The 21,602-nt window shown below is 55.2% G+C and carries 21 protein-coding genes; 2 read left to right on the forward strand and 19 right to left on the reverse strand.

Annotated features, from left to right (window positions below; translation table 11 throughout):
• Window positions 1-95 precede the first annotated feature (95 nt).
• From dacA to leuS, 10 genes are all read right to left on the reverse strand, one after another.
• Window positions 96-1,307, reverse strand: coding sequence for a D-alanyl-D-alanine carboxypeptidase DacA (gene dacA, locus N1689_RS01260; protein WP_033732040.1), 1,212 nt, complete (start codon window positions 1,305-1,307; stop codon window positions 96-98).
• A gap of 131 nt (window positions 1,308-1,438) precedes the next feature.
• Window positions 1,439-2,533: an endolytic peptidoglycan transglycosylase RlpA gene (rlpA, locus tag N1689_RS01265; protein WP_260057666.1), complete on the reverse strand. Its 1,095-nt coding sequence runs from the start codon at window positions 2,531-2,533 to the stop codon at window positions 1,439-1,441.
• A gap of 10 nt (window positions 2,534-2,543) precedes the next feature.
• A complete protein-coding gene (mrdB, locus tag N1689_RS01270; protein ID WP_033743010.1) occupies window positions 2,544-3,656 on the reverse strand; it encodes a peptidoglycan glycosyltransferase MrdB in 1,113 nt (370 codons plus the stop codon).
• An 8-nt stretch (window positions 3,657-3,664) separates the two neighbouring features.
• Entirely contained in the window at window positions 3,665-5,569 is a 1,905-nt protein-coding gene (mrdA, locus tag N1689_RS01275; protein ID WP_161732077.1) for a peptidoglycan DD-transpeptidase MrdA, read from the reverse strand.
• 34 nt (window positions 5,570-5,603) lie between these two features.
• Window positions 5,604-6,074, reverse strand: coding sequence for a 23S rRNA (pseudouridine(1915)-N(3))-methyltransferase RlmH (gene rlmH / locus N1689_RS01280; protein ID WP_013357098.1), 471 nt, complete (start codon window positions 6,072-6,074; stop codon window positions 5,604-5,606).
• A gap of 3 nt (window positions 6,075-6,077) precedes the next feature.
• Window positions 6,078-6,395 carry a ribosome silencing factor gene (gene rsfS, locus N1689_RS01285; protein ID WP_111139027.1) on the reverse strand — a complete coding sequence of 106 codons (318 nt, stop codon included), beginning with the start codon at window positions 6,393-6,395 and terminating at the stop codon, window positions 6,078-6,080.
• Between the two features lie 92 nt (window positions 6,396-6,487).
• Window positions 6,488-7,132 carry a nicotinate-nucleotide adenylyltransferase gene (gene nadD / locus N1689_RS01290; RefSeq protein ID WP_161732079.1) on the reverse strand — a complete coding sequence of 215 codons (645 nt, stop codon included), beginning with the start codon at window positions 7,130-7,132 and terminating at the stop codon, window positions 6,488-6,490.
• On the reverse strand, window positions 7,125-8,156 hold the full coding sequence (holA, locus tag N1689_RS01295; RefSeq protein ID WP_161732081.1) for a DNA polymerase III subunit delta: 1,032 nt from the start codon (window positions 8,154-8,156) through the stop codon (window positions 7,125-7,127). The genes nadD and holA overlap by 8 nt, the downstream gene beginning before the upstream one ends.
• Window positions 8,153-8,752, reverse strand: coding sequence for an LPS assembly lipoprotein LptE (gene lptE, locus N1689_RS01300; protein ID WP_161732083.1), 600 nt, complete (start codon window positions 8,750-8,752; stop codon window positions 8,153-8,155). Before lptE ends, holA begins: the two co-directional genes overlap by 4 nt.
• Before the next feature lie 14 nt (window positions 8,753-8,766).
• Window positions 8,767-11,349, reverse strand: a complete 2,583-nt coding sequence (gene leuS / locus N1689_RS01305) for a leucine--tRNA ligase (RefSeq protein ID WP_161732085.1) — start codon at window positions 11,347-11,349, stop codon at window positions 8,767-8,769.
• Window positions 11,350-11,571: 222 nt separating this feature from the next.
• Here leuS and N1689_RS01310 point away from each other — a divergent pair, with 222 nt between their 5' ends.
• A complete protein-coding gene (locus N1689_RS01310; protein WP_033731844.1) occupies window positions 11,572-12,054 on the forward strand; it encodes a zinc ribbon-containing protein in 483 nt (160 codons plus the stop codon).
• Window positions 12,055-12,099: 45 nt separating this feature from the next.
• Here the strand turns inward: N1689_RS01310 and N1689_RS01315 are convergent, their stop codons facing one another.
• The 4 genes from N1689_RS01315 to N1689_RS01330 form a co-directional block, all read right to left on the reverse strand.
• Window positions 12,100-12,825 (reverse strand): amino acid ABC transporter ATP-binding protein, encoded by a 726-nt coding sequence (locus N1689_RS01315; RefSeq protein WP_161732087.1) that lies wholly within the window; start codon window positions 12,823-12,825, stop codon window positions 12,100-12,102.
• Window positions 12,826-13,503 carry a glutamate/aspartate ABC transporter permease GltK gene (gene gltK, locus N1689_RS01320; protein ID WP_013357106.1) on the reverse strand — a complete coding sequence of 226 codons (678 nt, stop codon included), beginning with the start codon at window positions 13,501-13,503 and terminating at the stop codon, window positions 12,826-12,828.
• Window positions 13,503-14,243: an amino acid ABC transporter permease gene (locus N1689_RS01325; protein WP_161732091.1), complete on the reverse strand. Its 741-nt coding sequence runs from the start codon at window positions 14,241-14,243 to the stop codon at window positions 13,503-13,505. The genes gltK and N1689_RS01325 overlap by 1 nt, the downstream gene beginning before the upstream one ends.
• 280 nt (window positions 14,244-14,523) lie before the next feature.
• Complete coding sequence (locus N1689_RS01330) at window positions 14,524-15,420, reverse strand: amino acid ABC transporter substrate-binding protein (protein ID WP_013357108.1); 897 nt, start codon at window positions 15,418-15,420, stop codon at window positions 14,524-14,526.
• 142 nt (window positions 15,421-15,562) lie between these two features.
• Between N1689_RS01330 and N1689_RS01335 the strand changes: the two genes are divergently transcribed.
• Window positions 15,563-15,691 (forward strand): hypothetical protein, encoded by a 129-nt coding sequence (locus tag N1689_RS01335; protein WP_256497707.1) that lies wholly within the window; start codon window positions 15,563-15,565, stop codon window positions 15,689-15,691.
• Between the two features lie 165 nt (window positions 15,692-15,856).
• Here the strand turns inward: N1689_RS01335 and lnt are convergent, their stop codons facing one another.
• From lnt to miaB, 5 genes are all read right to left on the reverse strand, one after another.
• The gene (lnt, locus tag N1689_RS01340; protein ID WP_260057672.1) at window positions 15,857-17,380 is read right to left on the reverse strand and encodes an apolipoprotein N-acyltransferase; all 1,524 of its coding nucleotides are present in this window, start codon (window positions 17,378-17,380) and stop codon (window positions 15,857-15,859) included.
• Window positions 17,381-17,384: 4 nt separating this feature from the next.
• Window positions 17,385-18,266 (reverse strand): CNNM family magnesium/cobalt transport protein CorC, encoded by an 882-nt coding sequence (corC, locus tag N1689_RS01345; protein WP_008925004.1) that lies wholly within the window; start codon window positions 18,264-18,266, stop codon window positions 17,385-17,387.
• 82 nt (window positions 18,267-18,348) lie between these two features.
• Window positions 18,349-18,822, reverse strand: coding sequence for an rRNA maturation RNase YbeY (ybeY, locus tag N1689_RS01350; protein WP_222924366.1), 474 nt, complete (start codon window positions 18,820-18,822; stop codon window positions 18,349-18,351).
• Window positions 18,819-19,880 (reverse strand): PhoH family protein, encoded by a 1,062-nt coding sequence (locus N1689_RS01355; RefSeq protein ID WP_161732097.1) that lies wholly within the window; start codon window positions 19,878-19,880, stop codon window positions 18,819-18,821. Before N1689_RS01355 ends, ybeY begins: the two co-directional genes overlap by 4 nt.
• 209 nt (window positions 19,881-20,089) lie before the next feature.
• On the reverse strand, window positions 20,090-21,514 hold the full coding sequence (gene miaB / locus N1689_RS01360; protein ID WP_260057673.1) for a tRNA (N6-isopentenyl adenosine(37)-C2)-methylthiotransferase MiaB: 1,425 nt from the start codon (window positions 21,512-21,514) through the stop codon (window positions 20,090-20,092).
• Window positions 21,515-21,602 lie beyond the last annotated feature (88 nt).

A 21,602-nucleotide genomic window follows, 5' to 3' on the forward strand; every position in this document is an offset into this window, starting at 1 on the left:
CTCCGGTGCATAAAAAACAGGCTCCCGCCTGAGCGGGAGCATCATAATATCTGGTAATGGGGACGAAAGGGTGATTTTTCAATCACCCTTTACGCTTAACCAAACCAGTGATGGAACATCAGTTTGATGTAATCCACGATACGGCCAAAGAAACCACCCTCAGAGATTTCGTTCAGCACCACCAGTGGACGCTGTTCGATAGTCTTGCCATCCAGCTGGAAGTTGATGCTGCCGACAACCTGGTTTTTCTTCAGTGGGGCATGCAGTTCCGTGTTGGTCAGCACATAGCTGGCTTTCAGATCTTTCATACGGCCACGTGGAATGGTCAGGTAAGCATCTTTTTCCACGCCCAGCTGCACACGGTCATTATCACCGAACCAGACCGGCTCAGAGGCGAACTCTTTACCCGCTTTCAGTGGCGCAACGGTTTCAAAGAAACGGAAGCCCCAGGTGAGCAGTTTTTTGCTCTCGGTTTCACGGCCTTTAAAGGTATGACCGCCCATGACGGCAGAAATCAGGCGCATCTGGCCTTCAGTCGCGGACGCCACCAGGTTGTAACCGGCAGAGTTAGTGTGGCCGGTTTTAATACCGTCCACATTCAGGTTGGTATCCCACAGCAGACCGTTACGGTTCATCTGACGGATGTTGTTGAAGGTGAACTCTTTCTCTTTATAGACAGCGTACTCTTCCGGCACGTCGCGGATCAGCGCCTGACCGATCAACGCCATGTCGCGCGCGGAGCTGTACTGACCTTCAGCGTCCAGGCCATGCACTGTCCCGAAATGGGTATTCTGCAGGCCAATCGCTTTGACGTAGTTGTTCATCAGATTAACGAACGCATCCTGGCTGCCGGCGACATAGTCAGCCATCGCAACACAGGCGTCATTACCCGACTGCAGTACAATTCCACGAGTCAGCTGAGAGACCGGTACGCGGTCGCCTGGCTTCAGGAACATCAGGGAGGAACCTTTGAACACCGGGTTGCCGGTCGCCCAGGCATCCGGACCCACAGTGACCATATCGTCCTGATGAATTTTGCCCGCTTTCACGGCCTGACCAATGACATAGCTGGTCATCATCTTGGTCAGACTGGCAGGATCGCGGCGTGCATCGGCGTTTTTCTCTGCCAGCACTTTACCCGAGTTGTAGTCGATAAGGACATACGCTTCGGCATCAATGTCCGGCACGCCCGGAATCATGGTCTTGAGATTGACGTCATCAGCAATAGCAGCATGGCTGAGAGAGAAAGCGATCAGTGATCCCACTGTCAGGCGTTTCAGCAAACGAGATGATTTCAGCGTGTTCATGTGTAGGACTACAACATCCGTGAGTTTGAGGTTAAAAATGTCACTCATCATACCCAATGCCAGTGAGTCTGGCACCGGGCGTGATGATTGGGTTGTTAGCAGACGTAACGTGTCGCTGTCCGAGAAACCGATCAGCGACGCGTATTAGTAATAAATGAGGCTGTCTGGCCTTCACTGCTCAGGCGCTGTTGCAGCGCAGCCGCTTCGGCACGGGAGCTGTAACCGCCGAGCTGAACGCGATAAACGTTGTTGCCCGCGTCTTCGACCTTGCCGGGCACACCATAACGCTGGCTCAGGCTTTTCATCATCTGCTGAGCACGCGCCGGGTCATTCAGTGCACCAACCTGCACGACATAGCCGGCTGCGGCACCACTGCTGGCTGCCGGCGCGGCGCTGGCGGCGACCGGAGTAGCACTGCTGGCGACCGGTGCAGTGACGGGCACCGTGGTGGATGGTTCATTACCTTCCAGCACGCCGTTCGCTAATGGCTGAGGTGCGCCAAGAAAGCCGCTGCTCTGTGCCGGCGCGCCCATGTTGTCACCGCCCTGCAGCGTGCTGTTACTGATGGCTTCTACGTTTTGGGCAGGGGGTTCAGCGTTTGCGGCGCTGCCGCCATTCATCACCGCGCCCCCACTCAGGTCCGGACGGGCAGGCAGTGAGTAGCTCTGTTTGGCTACCACAGTTCCGATGGTGCCTGGGCCAGAGAGCGTACCGTCGGGAGCCACCTTGATATAGTCGACCCGCACCCGTGAATTATTGGAAATGTTCAGTCGGTCACCGGCTGCCCGCGACAGGTCGATAATGCGTCCTGGCGTGTAAGGGCCGCGATCGTTAACGCGCACCACAATCTGACGACCGTTCGCGATATTGGTTACGCGCACATACCCCGGGAGCGGCAGAGTAGGGTGGGCGGCCGTCAGCGCATCGGGATCGTAGGCTTCGCCGGTAGCGGTGCGGTTGCCCTGCGCCTCTTCGCCGTACCAGGTGGCCAGGCCGACTTCGCTGTAGTTCGACGGATCTTTGATGATGCGATAGTTTTTGCCGTTAACGCTGTAATCCTGGCTGGTGCCCGGATTGATCGGCTCATAACGAGGCTCAACGCCTGGAATCTCTACTACCGGCCCATTGTAAGCCGGTTGCGGCGGCGCCGTATTTTGGGGTTCGGGCGTGGTACAGGCCGCCAGAACCAGTGATGCCAGTGCAACGCCAAGCCATTCCTTACGCATCTGCAGCCTCTTAGACACTTTTAGATAACATTTTTCGGTGAGTGTGGATCGACATCACAATGCCGAATCCCGCCATAAGCACGATAAGCGCGGAGCCGCCATAACTGACCAGCGGCAGCGGCACGCCAACTACCGGTAAGATACCACTAACCATGCCAATGTTAACGAAAACATAAACGAATAAAATCAGCATTAAACCGCCCGCCATGACGCGGCCAAAGGTGGTCTGCGCGCGGGCTGCTACCACCAGTCCCCGCATGATCAGCAGAAGATAGAGGGCCAGCAGCAGCAGTACGCCGACCAGCCCTAACTCTTCGGCCAGAACCGCGAAGATAAAGTCAGTATGACGTTCCGGCAAAAACTCCAGCTGAGACTGGGTGCCCTGCAGCCAGCCCTTGCCGCGCAGTCCGCCCGACCCGATGGCGATTTTCGACTGGATAATGTGATAACCCGCGCCCAGCGGATCCGTTTCCGGGTCGAGCAGCATCATGACGCGGTCACGCTGATAGTCGTGCATCAGGAAGAACCACAGAATCGGGATAAACGCGGCGACCAACAGTACCGCCACGCTAATCAGTTTCCAGCTCATCCCTGAGAGGAACAGCACAAACAGGCCTGAGGCGGCAATCAGAATCGAGGTACCGAGATCGGGCTGTGCGGCCACCAGCAGGGTAGGCAGGAAGATCAGAATCAGTGCAATACCGGTATTTTTCAGCGTCGGCGGACAGACATCGCGATTAATAAAGCGTGCCACCATCAGTGGCACCGCGATTTTGGCAATCTCAGAAGGCTGAAAGCGAACAAAGCCAAGATCGAGCCAGCGCTGTGCGCCTTTACTGATCTGACCAAAAGCATCCACCGCCACCAGCAGAATGACGCAGACAATATAGAGATAGGGTGCCCAGCCTTCATAAACGCGCGGCGGCACCTGCGCCAGTACAATCATGATGACCAGACCCATCGCGATCTGACCGAGTTTACGCTCCATCATGCCGGGATCCTGTCCGCTGGCACTCCAGATCACCACGGCGCTGTAAGTCAGCAGCGCGAGAATGATCAGCATAAACATCGGATCGATGTGGATGCGCATCCAGATCGATCGTTTCTGCGGACTATCTTGCATCGACATGTTTATTCACCTTCATAACCGGGCGGCACAGGGGCGGCGTCCGGCAGAACTGTATTGTTATCACCCAACATAATGTGATCCAGAATCTGGCGCATCACGGTGCCGACAGCCGGACCGGCGCCACCGTTCTCCAGAATGATGGTCACAGCCACCCGAGGTTTGTCATAAGGGGCAAACGCGGTCATTAATTTATGGTCGCGCAATCGTTCAGCAATTCTATGGGCGTTATAGGTTTCGTTCTCTTTCAGGCCAAAAACCTGTGCCGTACCGGATTTGGCGGCGATTTTATAAGGGGCATCAGCAAAGCTTTTGTGCGCGGTGCCGTTGGGGCGATTCGCCACGCCGTACATGCCATCTTTGGCGATTTCCCAGTAGCCGGAATGGATATCACCAATCGGGGCCCCAGGCGGCTGGCGATAGGGCACCAGAGTTCGGCCTTCGCGGGTGGCGCGCAGCATGTGTGGCACCTTGACGACGCCATCGTTGATCAGAATCATCATCGCTTTGTTCATCTGCAGCGGGGTCGCCGTCCAGTAACCCTGACCGATTCCCACCGGAATGGTGTCACCCTGATACCACGGCTTTTTAAAGCGCTTCTGCTTCCACTCGCGGGTCGGCATGTTACCGGCGCTCTCCTGAGGTAAGTCGATGCCGGTACGGCTGCCGTAACCAAATTTATTCATCCATTCTGACAGGCGGTCAATACCCATGTCGTAGGCGACCTGATAGAAGAAGGTATCGGCAGACTCCTCCAGCGCTTTGGTGACGTTAAGACGACCATGACCCCACTTTTTCCAGTCGCGGAAGCGCTTCTCTGAACCGGGAAGCTGCCACCAGCCAGGATCAAACAGGCTGGTATTACGGTTAATCACGCCAGCACTCAGCGCAGAAACTGCTACATAGGGTTTAACCGTCGAGGCCGGTGGATAAGCCGCCTGAATTGCACGGTTATAGAGAGGGCGATTTTCATCTTCCAGCAGACCGCGATAATCCTTGCTGGAAATACCGTCGACAAATAAGTTTGCATCGTAACTGGGTGTGGAGACCATGGCGAGAATTTCGCCGGTGCGCGGATCGCTGACGACAACAGCGGCGCGACTGCCCGCCAGCAGGGTCTCGACATACTGCTGCAGTTTGAGATCGATAGTCAGATAGATATCACGGCCTGCCTGAGGTGACTCCTCATGCAGCTGGCGAATGACACGGCCACGGTTGTTGACCTCAACCTCTTCAAAGCCCGTTTTGCCGTGCAGCAGACTCTCGTAATACGCTTCGATGCCCAGCTTGCCGATATCGTGCGTCGCGGCGTAGTTAGGCCATATGCCTTCTTTGTCGAGGCGTGCAACGTCACGATCGTTAATTTTTGAGACGTAACCGACCACATGCGTCAGCGTGGCACCGTAAGGGTAGTAGCGGCGCTGATAACCTTTAACTTCCACGCCGGGAAAGCGGTACTGATTGACCGCAAAGCGTGCCACCTGAACTTCATTCAGACCGGTTTTAACCGGAATGGAGGTAAAGCGACGCGAGCGTTTTCGCTCTTTCTGGAAGTTTTCCAGGTCTTCGTCCGTCAGCTCAAGCACCGGGCGTAAGTTTTCCAGCGTCTGCTGCAGGTTATCGACTTTCTCCGGCACCAGTTCTGCCTGATAGATGGTGCGGTTCAGTGCGAGCGGCGTGCCGGTGCGATCGTAAATAATGCCGCGGCTGGGTGCGACAGGCACCAGTTTAATGCGGTTCTGATTGGAGCGGGTGCTGTAATCATCGAAGCGAAGAATCTGCAGGTGGTAAAGGTTAACCACCAGGATTGAAGAGAGCAGTAAGATACCGACGAAGGCGATGAACGCCCGACGGACAAAGAGTTTCTGTTCGGCGCTGTAATCGCGAAAGGCGTTGCTTTGTAATTTCATCCGCTACTTGTCATGTCTGATGTGGGCTGATCGGTCATTCACGATGATAAGGATGATTAGTCGTTATACTCCAGGCCCGATACAGACTTTCGGCCACCAGCACGCGCACCAGCGGATGAGGCAACGTCAATGCTGACAGTGACCAGCTCTGCTCTGCCGCCGCTTTACAGGCGGGGGCCAGGCCTTCAGGCCCGCCGATCAGCAGGCTGACATCGCGACCATCCAGCTTCCAGCGTTCAAGCTGCTGCGCCAGCTGCGGGGTTTCCCACGGTTGACCCGGAATATCCAGCGTGACGATGCGATTGCCTTTGCCGACCGCCGCTAACATCGCTTCACCCTCTTTTTCAAGGATGCGTTTGATATCAGCATTTTTGCCGCGTTTACCTGCGGTCACTTCGGTCAGCTCAAACGGCATATCTTTCGGGAAGCGGCGCAAATACTCCATGAAACCGGTCTGCACCCAGTCGGGCATTTTTGTGCCGACGGCAACAAGTTGCAGTTTCACCGATTAGCTCCAGAGTTTTTCCAGCTCATACAGCTGGCGACTCTCTTCCTGCATCACATGCACGATGACATCACCCAGATCAACCACAACCCAGTCTGCCGCGCTTTTACCTTCAATGCCTAATGGCATCAGGCCTGCTAAACGGGACTCCTGCTCAACGTGTTCTGCGATCGACGTCACATGACGCGTGGAGGTGCCGGTGCAGATGATCATGAAATCGGTGATGCTGGATTTGCCCTGAACGTCGATGGTGACAATGTCCTGGCCTTTGAGATCATCAATCTTATCAATAACGAACTCTTGGAGTGCTTTACCTTGCAAAAGGTTCCCCTTGGAATCTGGTGGTATCGGGCCGGCTGTAAGCCCGGAGAGTGCAGCCAAAAATTTAAGCGGCGCAGTATAGCATGCCCGGATCAGTCGCGATATAAGCCTTCGCGGTCGATATAGTCGATCACCGCCGCAGGCAACAGGTCGTCGCAGGGCTGGTTCTGATGGCGACGGCGGCGAATTTCGGTCGCCGAAATGTCATAGAGTGGGGTTTCCGCCAGCCAGATATGGCCTGCGGGCTGCTGATGCAGCTGCCGGATATCCTGAGCGAGATGCTGATTAAGCCAGTGCTGCATCTCCGGCGAGTCGAACCGGGTCGCATAGCCGGGACGCTGGCATACCAGCAGATGGCAGAGTGACAACAGATCCTGCCAGCGATGCCATTTCGATAAGCTCAGCAGGGAATCCTGACCGATGATAAAAGCCAGCGGCTGCGCTGCACCGCGTTCGGCGCGCCAGGCTTCCAGGGTGGTTACGGTCCAGGAGGGCGTGTCGCGTTCCAGCTCCCGGGTATCAATCTCAAACAGCGGTAAGTCACGGATAGCACAGCGCAGCATAGCAACCCGCTGGGTCGCGCTGGCTTCCGGTTGTGGACGATGCGGTGGCACATTGTTGGGCAGCAGCGTCACACGCTGTAAGCTGGTCTGTTGAGCCAGTGCTTCGACCGGGCGCAGATGGCCAAAATGAATCGGATCGAAGGTGCCTCCAAACAGCGCGTGTAACTCAGACATGGGCAAAACTCGTCGGAAAAGCACGACTGCTGAGCAGCAGCGTCAGGGTCTGTAACTGCGGCCATACCGGCTGCCCATAATCCTGCTTCAGGGTGATCTCAATCTGACTGAGCAGATGAATCGCGCGTTGAAGACGCGTGGCGTCCAGGCGTTGCAGTGCGTCAGTGAACAGCGCGCGGCGGTTCTGCCAGATACGCTGTTGATCCATCAGCGTACGCAACGGCTGCTGCGCCTGATGGCGATGCAGATGCAGCAGCGTCAGCAGATCGCGCTGTAGCGTACGCAGCAGAATCACGACTTCGCTCTCTTCTTTCTCCAGCTGATGCAGGATGTGCAGCGCGCGACGGCTCTTACCCGCCAGCAGAGCATCGACCCAGTGGAACGGTGTGAAGTGAGCCGCATCGCTGACCGCCTCTTCAACCCGCGGCAGGGTCAGCTTGCCGTCAGGCCACTGCAGCGAGAGACGCTCCAGCGCCTGGGCCAGCGCCAGCAGATTGCCTTCATAGCAGTAACACAACAGCTGCACGGCCGCGTCATCGACCGAGAGTTTCAGCGCCTGAGCCCGATTCGCGACCCAGCGTGGCAGTTGTGCCTGTTCGGGCGTCTGGCAGGGCACGAAAACTGCGGAGGCGGACAGGGCTTTAAACCATGCACTGTTTTCCTGCGCGCGGGTCAGCTTTGGCATCCGGCAGATCAGCAGAATATCGGCATGCAGCAGCTGCGACAGCTTAACCAACTGCTCGGCCATTGCGGCATTGGGGCCATTCTCGGGGAATTGCAGCGTCATCGTCTGACGCTGGGCAAACAGACTCAGTGACTGGCAACTGACAAACAGGCTCTCCCAGTCGGTCTGGGCGTCCAGCGTAAAACTAAAATGTTCTTCAAATTGCTGCGCGGTTGCGGCGGCACGGATGGCATCCGCACTCTCCTGCAACAGCAGCGGTTCGTTTCCGGCTAACAGATAACAGGCGCGCAGCCCCTCACGGAGCTGCGCGCTGAGTTGCTCAGGATAAATCCTGATCATTGCAGGCTGGTAGCAGAGGAAGAGGGTGCTTCCTGTGAACCCTGACCCGGAACCGGAATCACTGACGCCGGTAAGGTCTCTTTATTGTTGATCTGTGCAGCATGCACGGTCAGCAGCTTACGTACCAGCTGTTCGGCAGCACGCTGACGCATCTCCTGCGTAATCAGATCCTGCTCGGCATCTTTTGCCAGCGCAGCATTCGGGTTATCGAAGAATGAACGATAAACCGTGGTGCTGATTGGGTAGATTCCTTTGCCCGGCAACAGGACCTGCGCCGTCAGCGTCATGACCAGCTGATACTCAGCAGAGGTGCCGCTGATAAAGACCGATGCGGTGTTACGTCCCGACACTTCAGGACCCAGACGCAGCGTCGGAATATCGGTGCGCTTCTGTTTAGTGTCTTCAACAATAGTGACATCGTTGATACGCAGTTGCTGGCGCACAGTACGCGCCAGCGGTCCATAAGGATCGCCGGTTGAAACAATCAGGGTTTTCAGTTCGCTGGGCACCTGTGTGGTGCCGCGCGGATGAAAACCGCAGCCAGCGGTGATAACCACCGCCAGCATGACAAACAGCCTGATAATCGGATGTCGCACAGTTCCTCCTGAACTTAACCTACGACCAGGTTAAGCAGTTTGCCCGGTACATAAATGACTTTACGGATAGTCACGCCGTCCAGATACTTCGCCACCAGATGCTCCTGAGCCGCGCGTGCCTGAACCTGTTCCTGCGTGGCCTCGGCGGGTACGGTAATTTTGCCACGCACTTTACCGTTCACCTGCACCACGACCAGCAGTGAATCTTCAACCATAGCGGCTTCATCAGCCACCGGCCAGCTCGCTTCATCGATGGTGCCTTCGCCACCCAGCGTCTGCCACAGAACATAGCAGGCGTGCGGGGTAAACGGATAGAGAAGACGGACGATAGCCAGCAGTGCTTCCTGCATCAGAGCGCGATCCTGCTCGCTTTCCTGCGGGGCACGCGCCAGTTTGTTCATCAGCTCCATAATCGCTGCAATGGCGGTGTTAAAAGTCTGACGACGGCCAATATCATCCGCCACTTTGGCGATGGTTTTGTGCAGGTCACGACGCAGCGATTTCTGCTCGTCATTCAGGCTATCCACATCCAGCGCCACGGTCGCACCCTGTGAGGTGTGCTCGTAGACCAGCTTCCAGACACGCTTCAGGAAGCGGTTCGCTCCTTCAACGCCCGATTCCTGCCACTCCAGCGTCATATCGGCCGGTGAAGCAAACATCATGAACAGACGCACGGTATCCGCGCCGTAACGCTCAACCATCAGCTGTGGGTCGATGCCATTGTTTTTCGACTTCGACATTTTACTCATGCCCGCGTAAATCACCTCGCGGCCCTGCGTATCGGTGGCTTTTACAATGCGGCCTTTCTCATCACGCTCAACCTCAACGTCAACCGGTGAAACCCAGTTACGCTCGCCGTTGTTACCGAGATAGTAGAAGGCATCAGCCAGCACCATGCCCTGGCACAGCAGACGTTTGGCTGGTTCATTCGAGTTGACCAGGCCCGCGTCACGCAGCAGCTTGTGGAAGAAGCGGAAATACATCAGGTGCATGATGGCGTGTTCAATACCCCCCACATACTGATCGACCGGCAGCCAGTAGTTTGCGGCGGCCGGATCCAGCATGCCTTCCTTGTAGCTGGCGCAGGTATAGCGCGCGTAGTACCAGGAGGACTCCATGAAGGTGTCAAAGGTGTCGGTTTCACGCAGAGCAGGCTGGCCATTTACGGTGGTCTTCGCCCACTCCGGATCCGCTTTGATCGGGCTGGTAATGCCATCCATTACCACATCTTCCGGCAGGATCACCGGCAGCTGGTCTTCAGGTGTCGGCATTACGGTGCCATCTTCCAGCGTGACCATTGGGATCGGTGCACCCCAGTAACGCTGACGGGAAACACCCCAGTCGCGCAGACGGTAGTTCACTTTACGAACGCCCACGCCTTTTGCCGCCAGAGAATCTGCAATGGCGGTAAACCCTGCGGCGTGATCCAGACCGTTGAACTCACCTGAATTAAACAGCGCGCCTTTGTCGGTCATTGCCGCAGCGCTGACGTCAGGAATAGAGCCATCCAGGTTGAGTACTACCGGCTTGATCGCCAGATCGTATTTAGTGGCAAATTCCCAGTCGCGCTGGTCGTGCGCCGGGACCGCCATGACGGCACCGGTGCCATATTCCATCAGCACGAAGTTAGCGACCCAGACCGGGAGAAGCTCGCCGGTCAGCGGATGAATAACAGACAGGCCGGTCGCCATGCCTTTCTTCTCCATGGTCGCCATATCGGCTTCGGCCACTTTGGTATTGCGGCATTCAGCGATAAAGTCAGCCAGTGCCGGGTTATTCACCGACGCCTGGGTTGCCAGCGGATGACCCGCCGCAACGGCAACATAGGTTGCGCCGATAAAGGTATCCGGGCGGGTGGTATAGACGGTAACTTTCTCTTCGCTGCCAGCAACGTCGAAAGTGATTTCGACGCCTTCAGAACGGCCAATCCAGTTACGCTGCATGGTTTTGACCTGCTCAGGCCATTCTTCCAGCGTATCCAGATCGTTCAGCAGCTCTTCCGCATAATCGGTGATTTTGATAAACCACTGAGGGATCTCTTTGCGCTCAACTTTGGTGTCGCAGCGCCAGCAGCAGCCATCGATCACCTGCTCGTTCGCCAGCACCGTCTGATCGTTCGGACACCAGTTGACGGCAGAGGTCTTTTTATAGACCAGACCTTTTTCATACAGTTTGGTGAAGAACCACTGTTCCCAGCGATAGTACTCTGGCTGGCAGGTCGCCAGTTCACGACTCCAGTCATAGCCAAAGCCCAGCAATTTAAGCTGGTTTTTCATGTAGGCGATGTTGTCGTATGTCCAGGGGGCCGGTGCGGTGTTATTTTTAACCGCAGCGCCTTCCGCAGGCAGGCCGAAAGCATCCCAGCCAATCGGCTGTAGTACGTTTTTGCCGAGCATACGCTGATAACGCGCGATTACGTCGCCGATGGTGTAGTTACGAACGTGGCCCATATGCAGGCGGCCAGAAGGATAGGGCAACATGGAGAGGCAATAGTATTTCTCTTTACCTTCCTGCTCAGTCACTTTAAACGTTTCGTTTTCATCCCAGTGTTGCTGCACACGGGATTCAATCTCTTCCGGGCGGTATTGCTCTTGCATGGCTGCCTGTGGTCCTTTATGAATAACATTTTTCGGGCTCTACGATCCGCATAGCATACCCATAAGGCCGCGTATCAACAACACTTCCCACTTTTGCTGGCACGATTTCTGCTGAAAGCGACAGCCTCTTCACCCTTTTGTAATTCACTGTACAGACGACACGGCAAAAGTCGCATTGCGACTAAACTTAATTCAGCGAGGGTCTGCATAAAGGAGAATAAAATGAATAAAGTAGCTCAGGAATATCGCGAGTCGTTAGCCGTACTGACCGAACGTCTCCGTCAGGGCGATCGGAACCTTGATGAGCTGATTGCCGGGCGACGCAGCCAGTTACGGGTTCGCGATGATATGACGGAAGAAGAGATTGATCAGGCGCTTAGCTCGGTGCGCCGTGATTTAGGCGAATTTGCACGCAGTTATACCGATGTGGAGGAGCCGCTGGCGGATTCACTGTTTATGCGCATTATTCGCGAGAGCGTCTGGAAAGAGCTGGCGGATATCACCGATAAAAGTCAGCTGGAGTGGCGCGAAGTTTTTCAGGATCTGCATCATCACGGTGTATATCAGAGCGGCGAAGTGGTGGGGCTGGGCAATCTGGTATGTGAGAAGTGTCAGTTTACCCGGGCGATCTATACGCCGGAAACCCTGTCGCGCTGTCCGGAATGCGGCAATGACCAGTTTCAGCGTCAGCCTTTTGAACCCTGATAATAAAATCTGTGCGGGCCACTCTGCGTGACCCGCACAGGTTGTTTAGTGCAGAATTTTAGCGAGGAAATCTTTCGCGCGGTCAGACTGTGGATTATTAAAGAAGTCATCTTTGTTGGTGTCTTCGATAATTTTCCCTTCATCCATGAAGATCACACGATTGGCGACTTTACGGGCGAAGCCCATCTCGTGTGTCACCACCATCATCGTCATCCCCTCCTGTGCCAGTTCAACCATCACATCCAGCACTTCGTTGATCATCTCCGGATCCAGCGCGGACGTTGGTTCATCAAACAGCATCGCGATGGGGTCCATGCAGAGCGCACGCGCAATGGCTACACGCTGCTGCTGCCCGCCAGAGAGCTGGCCAGGGAACTTGTCGGCATGGGCTGAGAGACCCACACGCTTCAGCAGCTTCAGTCCTTTATCGCGGGCTGCTGCCTTGTCACGCTTCAGCACTTTCACCTGCGCCAGCACCAGATTGTTGATAATGCTCAGATGCGGGAACAGCTCGAAGTGCTGGAACACCATACCGACCTGACTGCGAAGCTGCGCAAGGTTGGTTTTTTTGTTGTTCACCTCGGTGCCGTTGACCGCAATCACACCCTGCTGAACCGGCTCGAGTCCGTTCACCGTTTTGATCAGCGTTGATTTACCGGAGCCGGACGGCCCGCAGACCACCACTACCTCACCGGTTTTGACCTCGGTTGAGCAGTCGGTCAGCACCTGAAAGTGACCATACCACTTAGAAACATTTTTCAGGCTAATCATTTAAACCGTCCTTTTTCTTTTCAGATAGCTGACCAACAGCGATGCGCTCAGGCTGATAACGAAGTAGACCAGACCTGCAAACAGAACCATTTCAACCTGGGTGCCGTCGCGCTCACCAATGGTGGACGCGGTACGGAAGAAGTCCGCCAGGCTTAAGACATAGACCAGCGAGGTATCCTGGAACAGTACGATACCCTGCGTCAGTAACAGCGGAACCATGGCGCGGAACGCCTGCGGCAGGATGATCAGGCGCATTGCCTGCCACTGTGTCATACCCAGCGCCAGCGCGGCATTGCCCTGTCCACGCGAAATACTGATGATGCCGGCACGAATGATTTCGGAGTAGTAGGCCGCTTCAAACAGCGAAAAGGCAACCATGGCGGAAATCAGCCGGATATCGGTTTTCGGCGACAGGCCCAGGACCTGCTGCAGGAAACTCGGCACCACCAGATAGAACCACAGCAGCACCATGACCAGCGGCACCGAACGGAACAGGTTGACGTAGATTTTGGCGAACCAGCTGACGGGCTTAAAGCTCGACAGACGCATCACCGCCAGCAGGGTTCCCCACAAAATACCGAAAACCACGGCAGTAATGGTGATCTTGAAGGTAATCACTAAGCCGTTAAGCAGGTAGGGCAGGCTGGGTGTAATCGAACTCCAGTCAAAGTCGTACATTACTTGCCTCCCGCATTGCCTGGCAGCCGGACTTTGCGCTCGACCAGACTCATCAACAGCATAATCACCAGGTTAATCGCGACATAGGCCAGCGTAATGGCGGTAAAGGATTCATAGGCGTGAGCAGAATAGTCGAGCAGTTTGCCCGCCTGCGCCGCCATATCGACCAGACCGATGGTGGAGGCGATAGCGGAGTTCTTTACCAGGTTCAGCATTTCCGAGGTCATCGGCGGAACAATCACACGATACGCATTCGGCAGCAGGACATAGCGATAGGTCTGCGGCAGGGTTAATCCCATCGCCAGACCGGCATTTTTCTGTCCTGTCGGCAGTGACTGAATGGCTGCGCGCACCTGCTCGCAGACGCGGGCGGCGGTAAAAAGGCCAAGACAGATCATTGAAGAGAGGAAGAACTGAATGTTGGGGTCCAGCTCAGACTTAAACCACATGCCGAGCTTTTCGCCCACCAGTTCGGGCGCCACCAGATACCAGAAGAAGAACTGGACGATCAGCGGGATGTTACGAAACAGTTCCACATAGCAGGTGCCAATGGTCGACAGCAGGCGATTAGGCACGGTGCGCAGAATGCCGAAAAATGAACCCACGCAGAAGGCGATAATCCAGGCGCAGCAGGAGACGGCTATCGTCACCTGAAAACCGGACCACAGCCAGCCGAGGTAGGTTGTGTTACCGAACGGGGCCTGTTCGAGGAAAATGCCCCAGTTCCAATCGATACCCATAACGAGCTCCGGAAAAAAAGGGTAGCTAAGCTACCCTGAAGATTGATGAACGGCGTTTTATTTCCTGACTCAGGGGAACGACCCGTGTCAGTCTGTCTGTCCATGCCGCGGTTTCAGCAATCGAGAGGGCAGCCAGGCTGCCCTTGTTATACCCGCCGTCTTTCAGGCTGCATTTTTGTTGGCCAGGTTCACTCATCCAAATGACTTACCTGAGTAAGCTCACCGGGATGCATTCTCTTGCCGTCTCAATGCAATCTGAGATCCATTGGGTATTTTTTTGTTAATTCAGTGCTTTGTCATTTGGCGTTTTGAACAGGGCTTTCATGTCATCAGAGAGTTCAAAGTTCATGTTCAGATTCTTTGGCGGAATCGGCTGTTTAAACCAGGTATCGAACCATTTTTCTGCCTGGCCAGAGGTCTGGGCTTTAGCAATAGTTTCATCGACCAGCGCTTTAAACTGCGGATCATCTTTACGCAGCATGCAGCCATAGGCCTCTTTTGACTGCGGCGTACCTAAGATTTCCCAGTTATCTGGCTTTTTAGCTTTGGCGCGTTCGCCAGCCAGCAGAGCATCATCCATCATGAAAGCCACGGCACGACCGGTTTCCAGCGTACGGAAAGAGTCACCGTGATCTTTGGCGCTGATGATGCGCATATCCAGTTTCTGTTCGTCGTTGAGTTTATGAAGCAGCACTTCAGAGGTGGTTCCTGAAGTCACCACCACCGTTTTGCCTTTCAGATCAGCGAAATCTTTGATCGGGCCATCTTTCTTAACCAGCAGACGGGTGCCGATGACAAAAATGGTGTCAGAGAACGCGGCCTGTTTCTGGCGCTCAAGGTTGTTGGTGGTAGAGCCACACTCATAATCGTAGGTGCCGTTTTGCAGCAGCGGAATACGGTTTTGTGAGGTGATCGGGATCATTTTGACCTGCAAATCCGGCTTGTTCAGCTTCGCTTTGATGGCTTCCACGATGGCGTTTGAGTAAGCCTGTGAATAGCCGACGACTTTTTGCTGGTTGTCATAGTAAGAAAAGGGAACTGATGATTCGCGATGCCCGACCACAATGACGCCGTTGTCATTGATCTTCTTCAGGGTGCCGCTGAGATCTTCCGCCTGGGCCGCTCCCGCCGCTGCGCTGATCAGCAGAAGAGATAATGCCACTTTGCGTAGTTGCATGTTCCAACTCCTTCGTATGAAAAAGGCCCAGGCTGATACCTGTGCTGATTATGATGTTGTGTCTGTTTTTTGCTGCGTTTCTGCTCATTCTGCGGGCTAAATGGGCGCAGAAGAGTCACTAACATAGCGGATTGTTAACGCAATGAAACAAAAAAGTTTCTTTTTTGCGAGGCAATCCGCACCAAAAAAAGGCAAATATCTTGCTCTGCGCATTAACGGTGCAGCAGAGGCGACTGTTTTGGTGCAAACGGCCAGGCATCAGCGCCTGTAATCCGCCTGTCGGCGAAAAACAGTGAAACATTCTGCAATCATCGTGCCAGAAAGCGGTGCATGGTGAGAAAGGCAGCAGAGTATGTGGTCAGGGGAGTGAGATATACCGGAGAGCGAGCAAAGAAAAAAGGCGAAGCCTGCGCTTCGCCTTGAAGGATCGGATAGGTTACCGGCGTCGACGCAGCAGAGCTATCAATGCCGCCAGTAGCGTCAGTGACCAGACTGGCCAGATGCCCGCCCGCGCATACGGGGTTTCCCCCTGTGTCGGCGTGACTTTGCTGGTCAGCACGTCGCGGGTAAACTGCGGCAGCATCGCCTCCACATCACCACTGGCATTTACTACTGCCGTCACGCCGTTGTTGGTGCTGCGCAACAGCGGACGTCCCAGCTCCAGCGCCCGCATTCTCGCCATCTGGAAGTGCTGCCACGGTCCGATAGAGTGACCAAACCAGGCATCGTTCGAAACGGTCAGCAGGAAACTGGTGTCGGGATGGAAGTTAGCCCGCACCTGCTCACCGAGCACGATCTCATAACAGATGGCGCTGGTCAGGTTATAGCCTGCGACGCTGAGTTGCGGCTGGAGATAGTTGCCACGGCTGAAAGCCGACATCGGCAGATCAAAGAACGGGGCCAGCGGACGCAGCAGGTCGGCCAGCGGCACAAATTCGCCAAACGGCACCAGATGATTCTTCTGGTAACGATTGCCGCTGAAGTAGTTATAAGGCGTTTTGCCGCCCAGCACGATCACGGTGTTGTAGTCGTGATAACGATTCTGCTCCAGTCGGGAGTCCACGATACCGGTGACCAGTGAGCTGCCACGTTCACGCAGTTCATCATCCAGCGAACGCAGGAACGGCTGCTGATTACTTTCCAGATCGGTAATTGCCGATTCTGGCCAGATAATGATTGGCGCCTTACCCATCAGCGGCTGGCTCAGACCGTTATAGATGCGCAGAGTAGTGAGCAGTTGCTGAGGATCCCACTTCATCGACTGCGGGATGTTTCCCTGAACCAGCGCCACTTCTACGGCACGCTCTGGCATTGGCTGAACCCACTGGATGTAGCGCAGTGGCCACGGCAGGGCCAGCAGCAGCAACGCCGCCACCAGACTTCTGACGTTGCGCTGCTGCAGAGCATAAGCCAGCAGGCCAGCAATGACCATCAGCAGGAAGGTCAGGGTCTCAACACCCGCCAGCGGAGCCAGCCCTTTTAACGGTCCGTCAATCTGGCTGTAACCAAACTGCAGCCACGGGAAGCCAGTCAGCACCCAGCCGCGCAGGAACTCGGTCATCTGCCACAATGCCGGTGCCGCCAGCGCCAGGCGCCATAGCGTCGTGCATGGCCAGAGTCGATTGAGTACACCGGCAAACAGCGCCGGGTAAACCGCCAGATACGCCGCCAGCAGCGCCACGATAAAGACATTGACCGGACCAGGCATGCCGCCAAAGGTGGCAACACTGACATAGACCCAGTTAATACCGCTGCCGAACAGACCTACTCCCCACACAAAGCCGATCGCAGTGGCCTGCGGGCTTGAGCGGTTCAGGGTCAGCAACTGTAAGCCGCACAGCGAGAGCAGAGCGGCAGGCCAGAAATCGTAAGGAGAGAAGGCGAGGGTACCCAGTGCACCCGTTATTAAAGCCAGCAGCAGGCGAACCCGCTGGCGCGGGTAGAGTGAGGCTAAAGCCATAGACTTATTCGTCTTCCAGTTGGGGTTGTGGCGAATTTTCCGGGATAGTCACGTGAACCTGGATGATGCGGCGGCTGTCCGCCATCGCCACCTTGAACTGGTAACCTTCAATCTCAATGCTTTCACCACGTGCGGGGAGATGGCCGAAGCCCTGCATGACCAGACCACCAATGGTATCGACTTCATCATCACTGAACTGCGTGCCAAACACCTCGTTGAAATCTTCAATGGCAGTCAGTGCACGCACGGTAAAGGTGTGACGGTTGAGCTGACGGATATCACGATCTTCTTCGTCGTCATACTCATCTTCAATTTCACCGACGATCAGCTCAAGAATGTCTTCGATGGTCACCAGACCGGAGACACCGCCAAACTCATCAATGACGATCGCCATATGGTAACGCTGGGAGCGGAACTCTTTCAGCATCCGGTCGACACGCTTACTTTCAGGCACAACTACCGCAGGACGCAGCACTTTCTCAATGCTGAACGGCTCAGATTCGCTGCTCATAAACGGCAGCAGATCTTTCGCCATCAGAATTCCTTCCACATGATCTTTATCTTCGCTGATCACCGGGAAACGAGAATGGGCGGATTCGATGATGACATCCAGACACTCTTCGAGGCTCTGATTACGTTTCAGGGTGATCATTTGCGAGCGCGGGATCATGATGTCACGCACGCGCTGCTCCGCAATATCCAGTACCCCTTCGAGCATGTCGCGGGTGTCCTGGTCAATCAGCTCTTTGTTATTCGAGTCGCGGATCAGCTCCAGTAGCTCATCACGGCTTTTTGGTTCACCGTGAAAGAGTTGGTTGATCAACAGGGAGAAAAATCCCTTTTTACTACTGGGTGCATCGCTGTTTTGAGAATGGTCGTCGCTCATGGCGGTTTTTAAAGATCTCTCTGGTGAGGAATGGGTGCTGTCAGTAGCCTGTACTGACAGCAGGATTGACTGAATTCAGGATTCAGGCGTCTTCTTTCTCCGAAATGTACGGATCAGGATACCCAAGAGCAAGCATTATCTCGGTCTCCAGCCCTTCCATCTCGTCCGCTTCGTCGTCTTCAATATGGTCGTAACCCAGCAGATGCAGCGTGCCGTGCACCACCATATGTGCCCAGTGGGCTTCAACGCTTTTACCCTGTTCAGCGGCTTCCTGCTCAACGACCTGGCGGCAGATGATCAGATCGCCCAGCAGCGGCAGCTCAATGCCCGGCGGTGCTTCAAACGGGAAAGAGAGGACGTTGGTCGGCTTGTCTTTGCCGCGATAAGTCAGATTAAGCTCATGACTTTCCGCTTCGTCAACCAGACGTACTGTGACTTCGCTTTCGGGCTGGAAAGGGGTAACAGCCGCTGAGAGCCAGCGGTGAAACTGGCTTTCATCAGGCAAATCAGCGGTGTTATCACAGGCGACCTGCAGGTCGAGAATCACCTGGCTCATTTGCTCTCCTGCGTGGCATTCTGTGCTGCCAGCGCTTCACGTTTACGCTCTTCAGCCTGCTGGTCACGGCGGGTCTGATCGGCGGCTTCCCAGGCTTCATAAGCGGTGACAATGCGGGCAACGACCGGATGGCGCACCACATCTTCGCTGTGGAAGAAGTTAAAGCTGATTTCTTCCACGTCTGCCAGCACCTCAATGGCATGGCGCAGGCCCGACTTGACGTGACGCGGCAGGTCAATCTGGGTAACGTCACCGGTAATCACCGCTTTGGAGTTGAAGCCAATGCGCGTCAGGAACATCTTCATCTGCTCGATGGTGGTGTTCTGACTCTCATCAAGAATGATAAACGCATCGTTCAGCGTTCGACCGCGCATATAGGCCAGTGGGGCAACCTCAATAACGTTGCGCTCCATCAGCTTTTCAACGCGCTCGAAGCCGAGCATTTCAAACAGCGCATCGTAGAGCGGACGCAGATAAGGGTCGACTTTCTGACTCAGGTCGCCTGGCAGGAAGCCGAGCTTTTCACCCGCTTCGACGGCAGGGCGGGTCAGCATGATGCGGCGAATCTCCTGACGCTCCAATGCATCCACGGCCGCAGCCACCGCCAGATAGGTTTTACCGGTACCGGCCGGGCCGACACCAAAGGTAATGTCGTGGTCGAGCACATTCGCGATGTACTGCGCCTGGTTTGGCGTACGCGGTTTGATGACACCACGCTTGGTCTTGATATTAACCGCTTTACCGTATTCCGGCACGCTTTCGGCGGTTTGCTCCAGTACCCGGCTCTCTTTGATCGCCAGGTGAATCTGGTCTGGCTCGATATCCGGGATCTCGCCACGCATTGGCGCGGTATCGACATACAGGGTCTTCAGAATATCTGCGGCGGCATTGACGCAAAGTGGGCGTCCTGACAGCTTAAAGACGTTGTCGCGACGATTGATCTCAATGCCCAGACGACGCTCAAGCTGTTTTACATTATCGTCGAAAGGCCCACACAGGCTCATCAGACGACGGTTATCAGCCGGTTCAAGGGCGATTTCACGAGTTTCGATATTCAAACGAATCCTTTGGGTCACTCAGGGCCAGTTATGGGATGTGTCTGACGCACCGTTGGGCTTAACCGGATGCACCATAACGAAATTATTTATGCCGTAACGCCTGGGCGCAAGCTTAAGGAGAGATATTTGGGCGACACTTTCAGAAACCAAGTGTCGTGGCGTGAAATTGGCGGCAACGCAATGCGCGCTGCCGCACAATATAGCAGGTATCACGGCTGGAACAGACCCACGCCGATGTCGTTTTCTTTGCGGGTACGGGCAATCACGGATGCCGGGCTTTGCGCCATACGCAGGCCCATCTCTTCTTCAGTACGCACCAGCCTGCCGCGCAGCGAGTTGGTGTAGACATCAACAATTTCAACATCCACAAAGCGGCCAATCATCTCAGGCGTGCCTTCAAAATTGACTACGCGGTTATTTTCGGTGCGGCCAGAGAGTTCCATGACGTTCTTGCGGGAGATGCCTTCCACCAGAATACGCTGCACGGTGCCGAGCATGCGGCGACTGATCGCCTGCGCCTGCTGGTTAATGCGGTCCTGCAGGATCCACAGACGCTGCTTTTTCTCCTCTTCACTGACATCATCCGGCAGGTCAGCAGCGGGCGTGCCGGGACGGGCAGAGTAGACAAAGCTGAAGCTGACGTCGAAATTGATGTCGGCGATGAGGTTCATGGTCTGCTCGAAATCCTGCTGGGTTTCACCCGGGAAGCCGATGATGAAGTCAGAGCTGATCTCAATATCCGGGCGCGCCGCGCGCAGCTTGCGGATAATCGCCTTATACTCCAGTGCGGTATGCGCGCGCTTCATCAGCGTCAGAATACGGTCTGCACCACTCTGAACCGGCAGATGCAGGAAACTCACCAGCTCCGGGGTATCGCGATAGACATCAATGATGTCATCAGTGAACTCAATCGGGTGGCTGGTGGTGAATCGAATGCGGTCGATGCCGTCGATAGCGGCGACCAGGCGCAGCAGCTCAGCAAAGGTACAGATCTCACCATCAAAGGTGGCACCACGATAAGCGTTGACGTTCTGACCCAACAGGTTAACTTCACGCACGCCCTGCGCCGCCAGTTGGGCGATCTCCAGCAGAATATCATCGCTGGGACGGCTCACTTCCTCACCACGGGTGTAAGGCACCACGCAGAAAGTACAATATTTGTTGCAGCCTTCCATAATAGAGACAAAGGCTGTCGGACCTTCTGCACGCGGTTCCGGCAGACGGTCAAATTTCTCAATTTCCGGGAAGCTGATGTCGACTACCGGGCTTTTGGTGCCGCGCACAGTGTTGATCATCTCCGGCAGGCGGTGCAGCGTCTGCGGACCAAACACAATATCCACGCAGGGAGCACGCTGACGAATATGATCGCCTTCCTGCGACGCCACACAGCCACCCACGCCGATAATCACATCCGGGTTGCGCTCTTTAAGTTTTCTCCAGCGTCCCAGCAGATGAAACACCTTCTCCTGCGCTTTCTCACGAATGGAGCAGGTGTTAAGCAGCAGAATATCTGCCTCTTCAGGGACCTCGGTCAGCGTATAGCCGTGCGTACTATTCAGCAGATCAGACATCTTGGATGAATCATACTCATTCATCTGACATCCCCAGGTTTTGATATGCAGTTTTTTTGTCATCGCGCTAGCCATTGATTCAGTGCAGTGAAGTGAGGGGCGCGTATTGTAATGCTTTGATGCTGTGGTGACCAGCCTGAGGGCTTTTCTG

Origin of the sequence: Pantoea sp. XY16, from assembly GCF_025153065.1 — a bacterium.
GTDB lineage: Bacteria > Pseudomonadota > Gammaproteobacteria > Enterobacterales > Enterobacteriaceae > Pantoea > Pantoea alfalfae.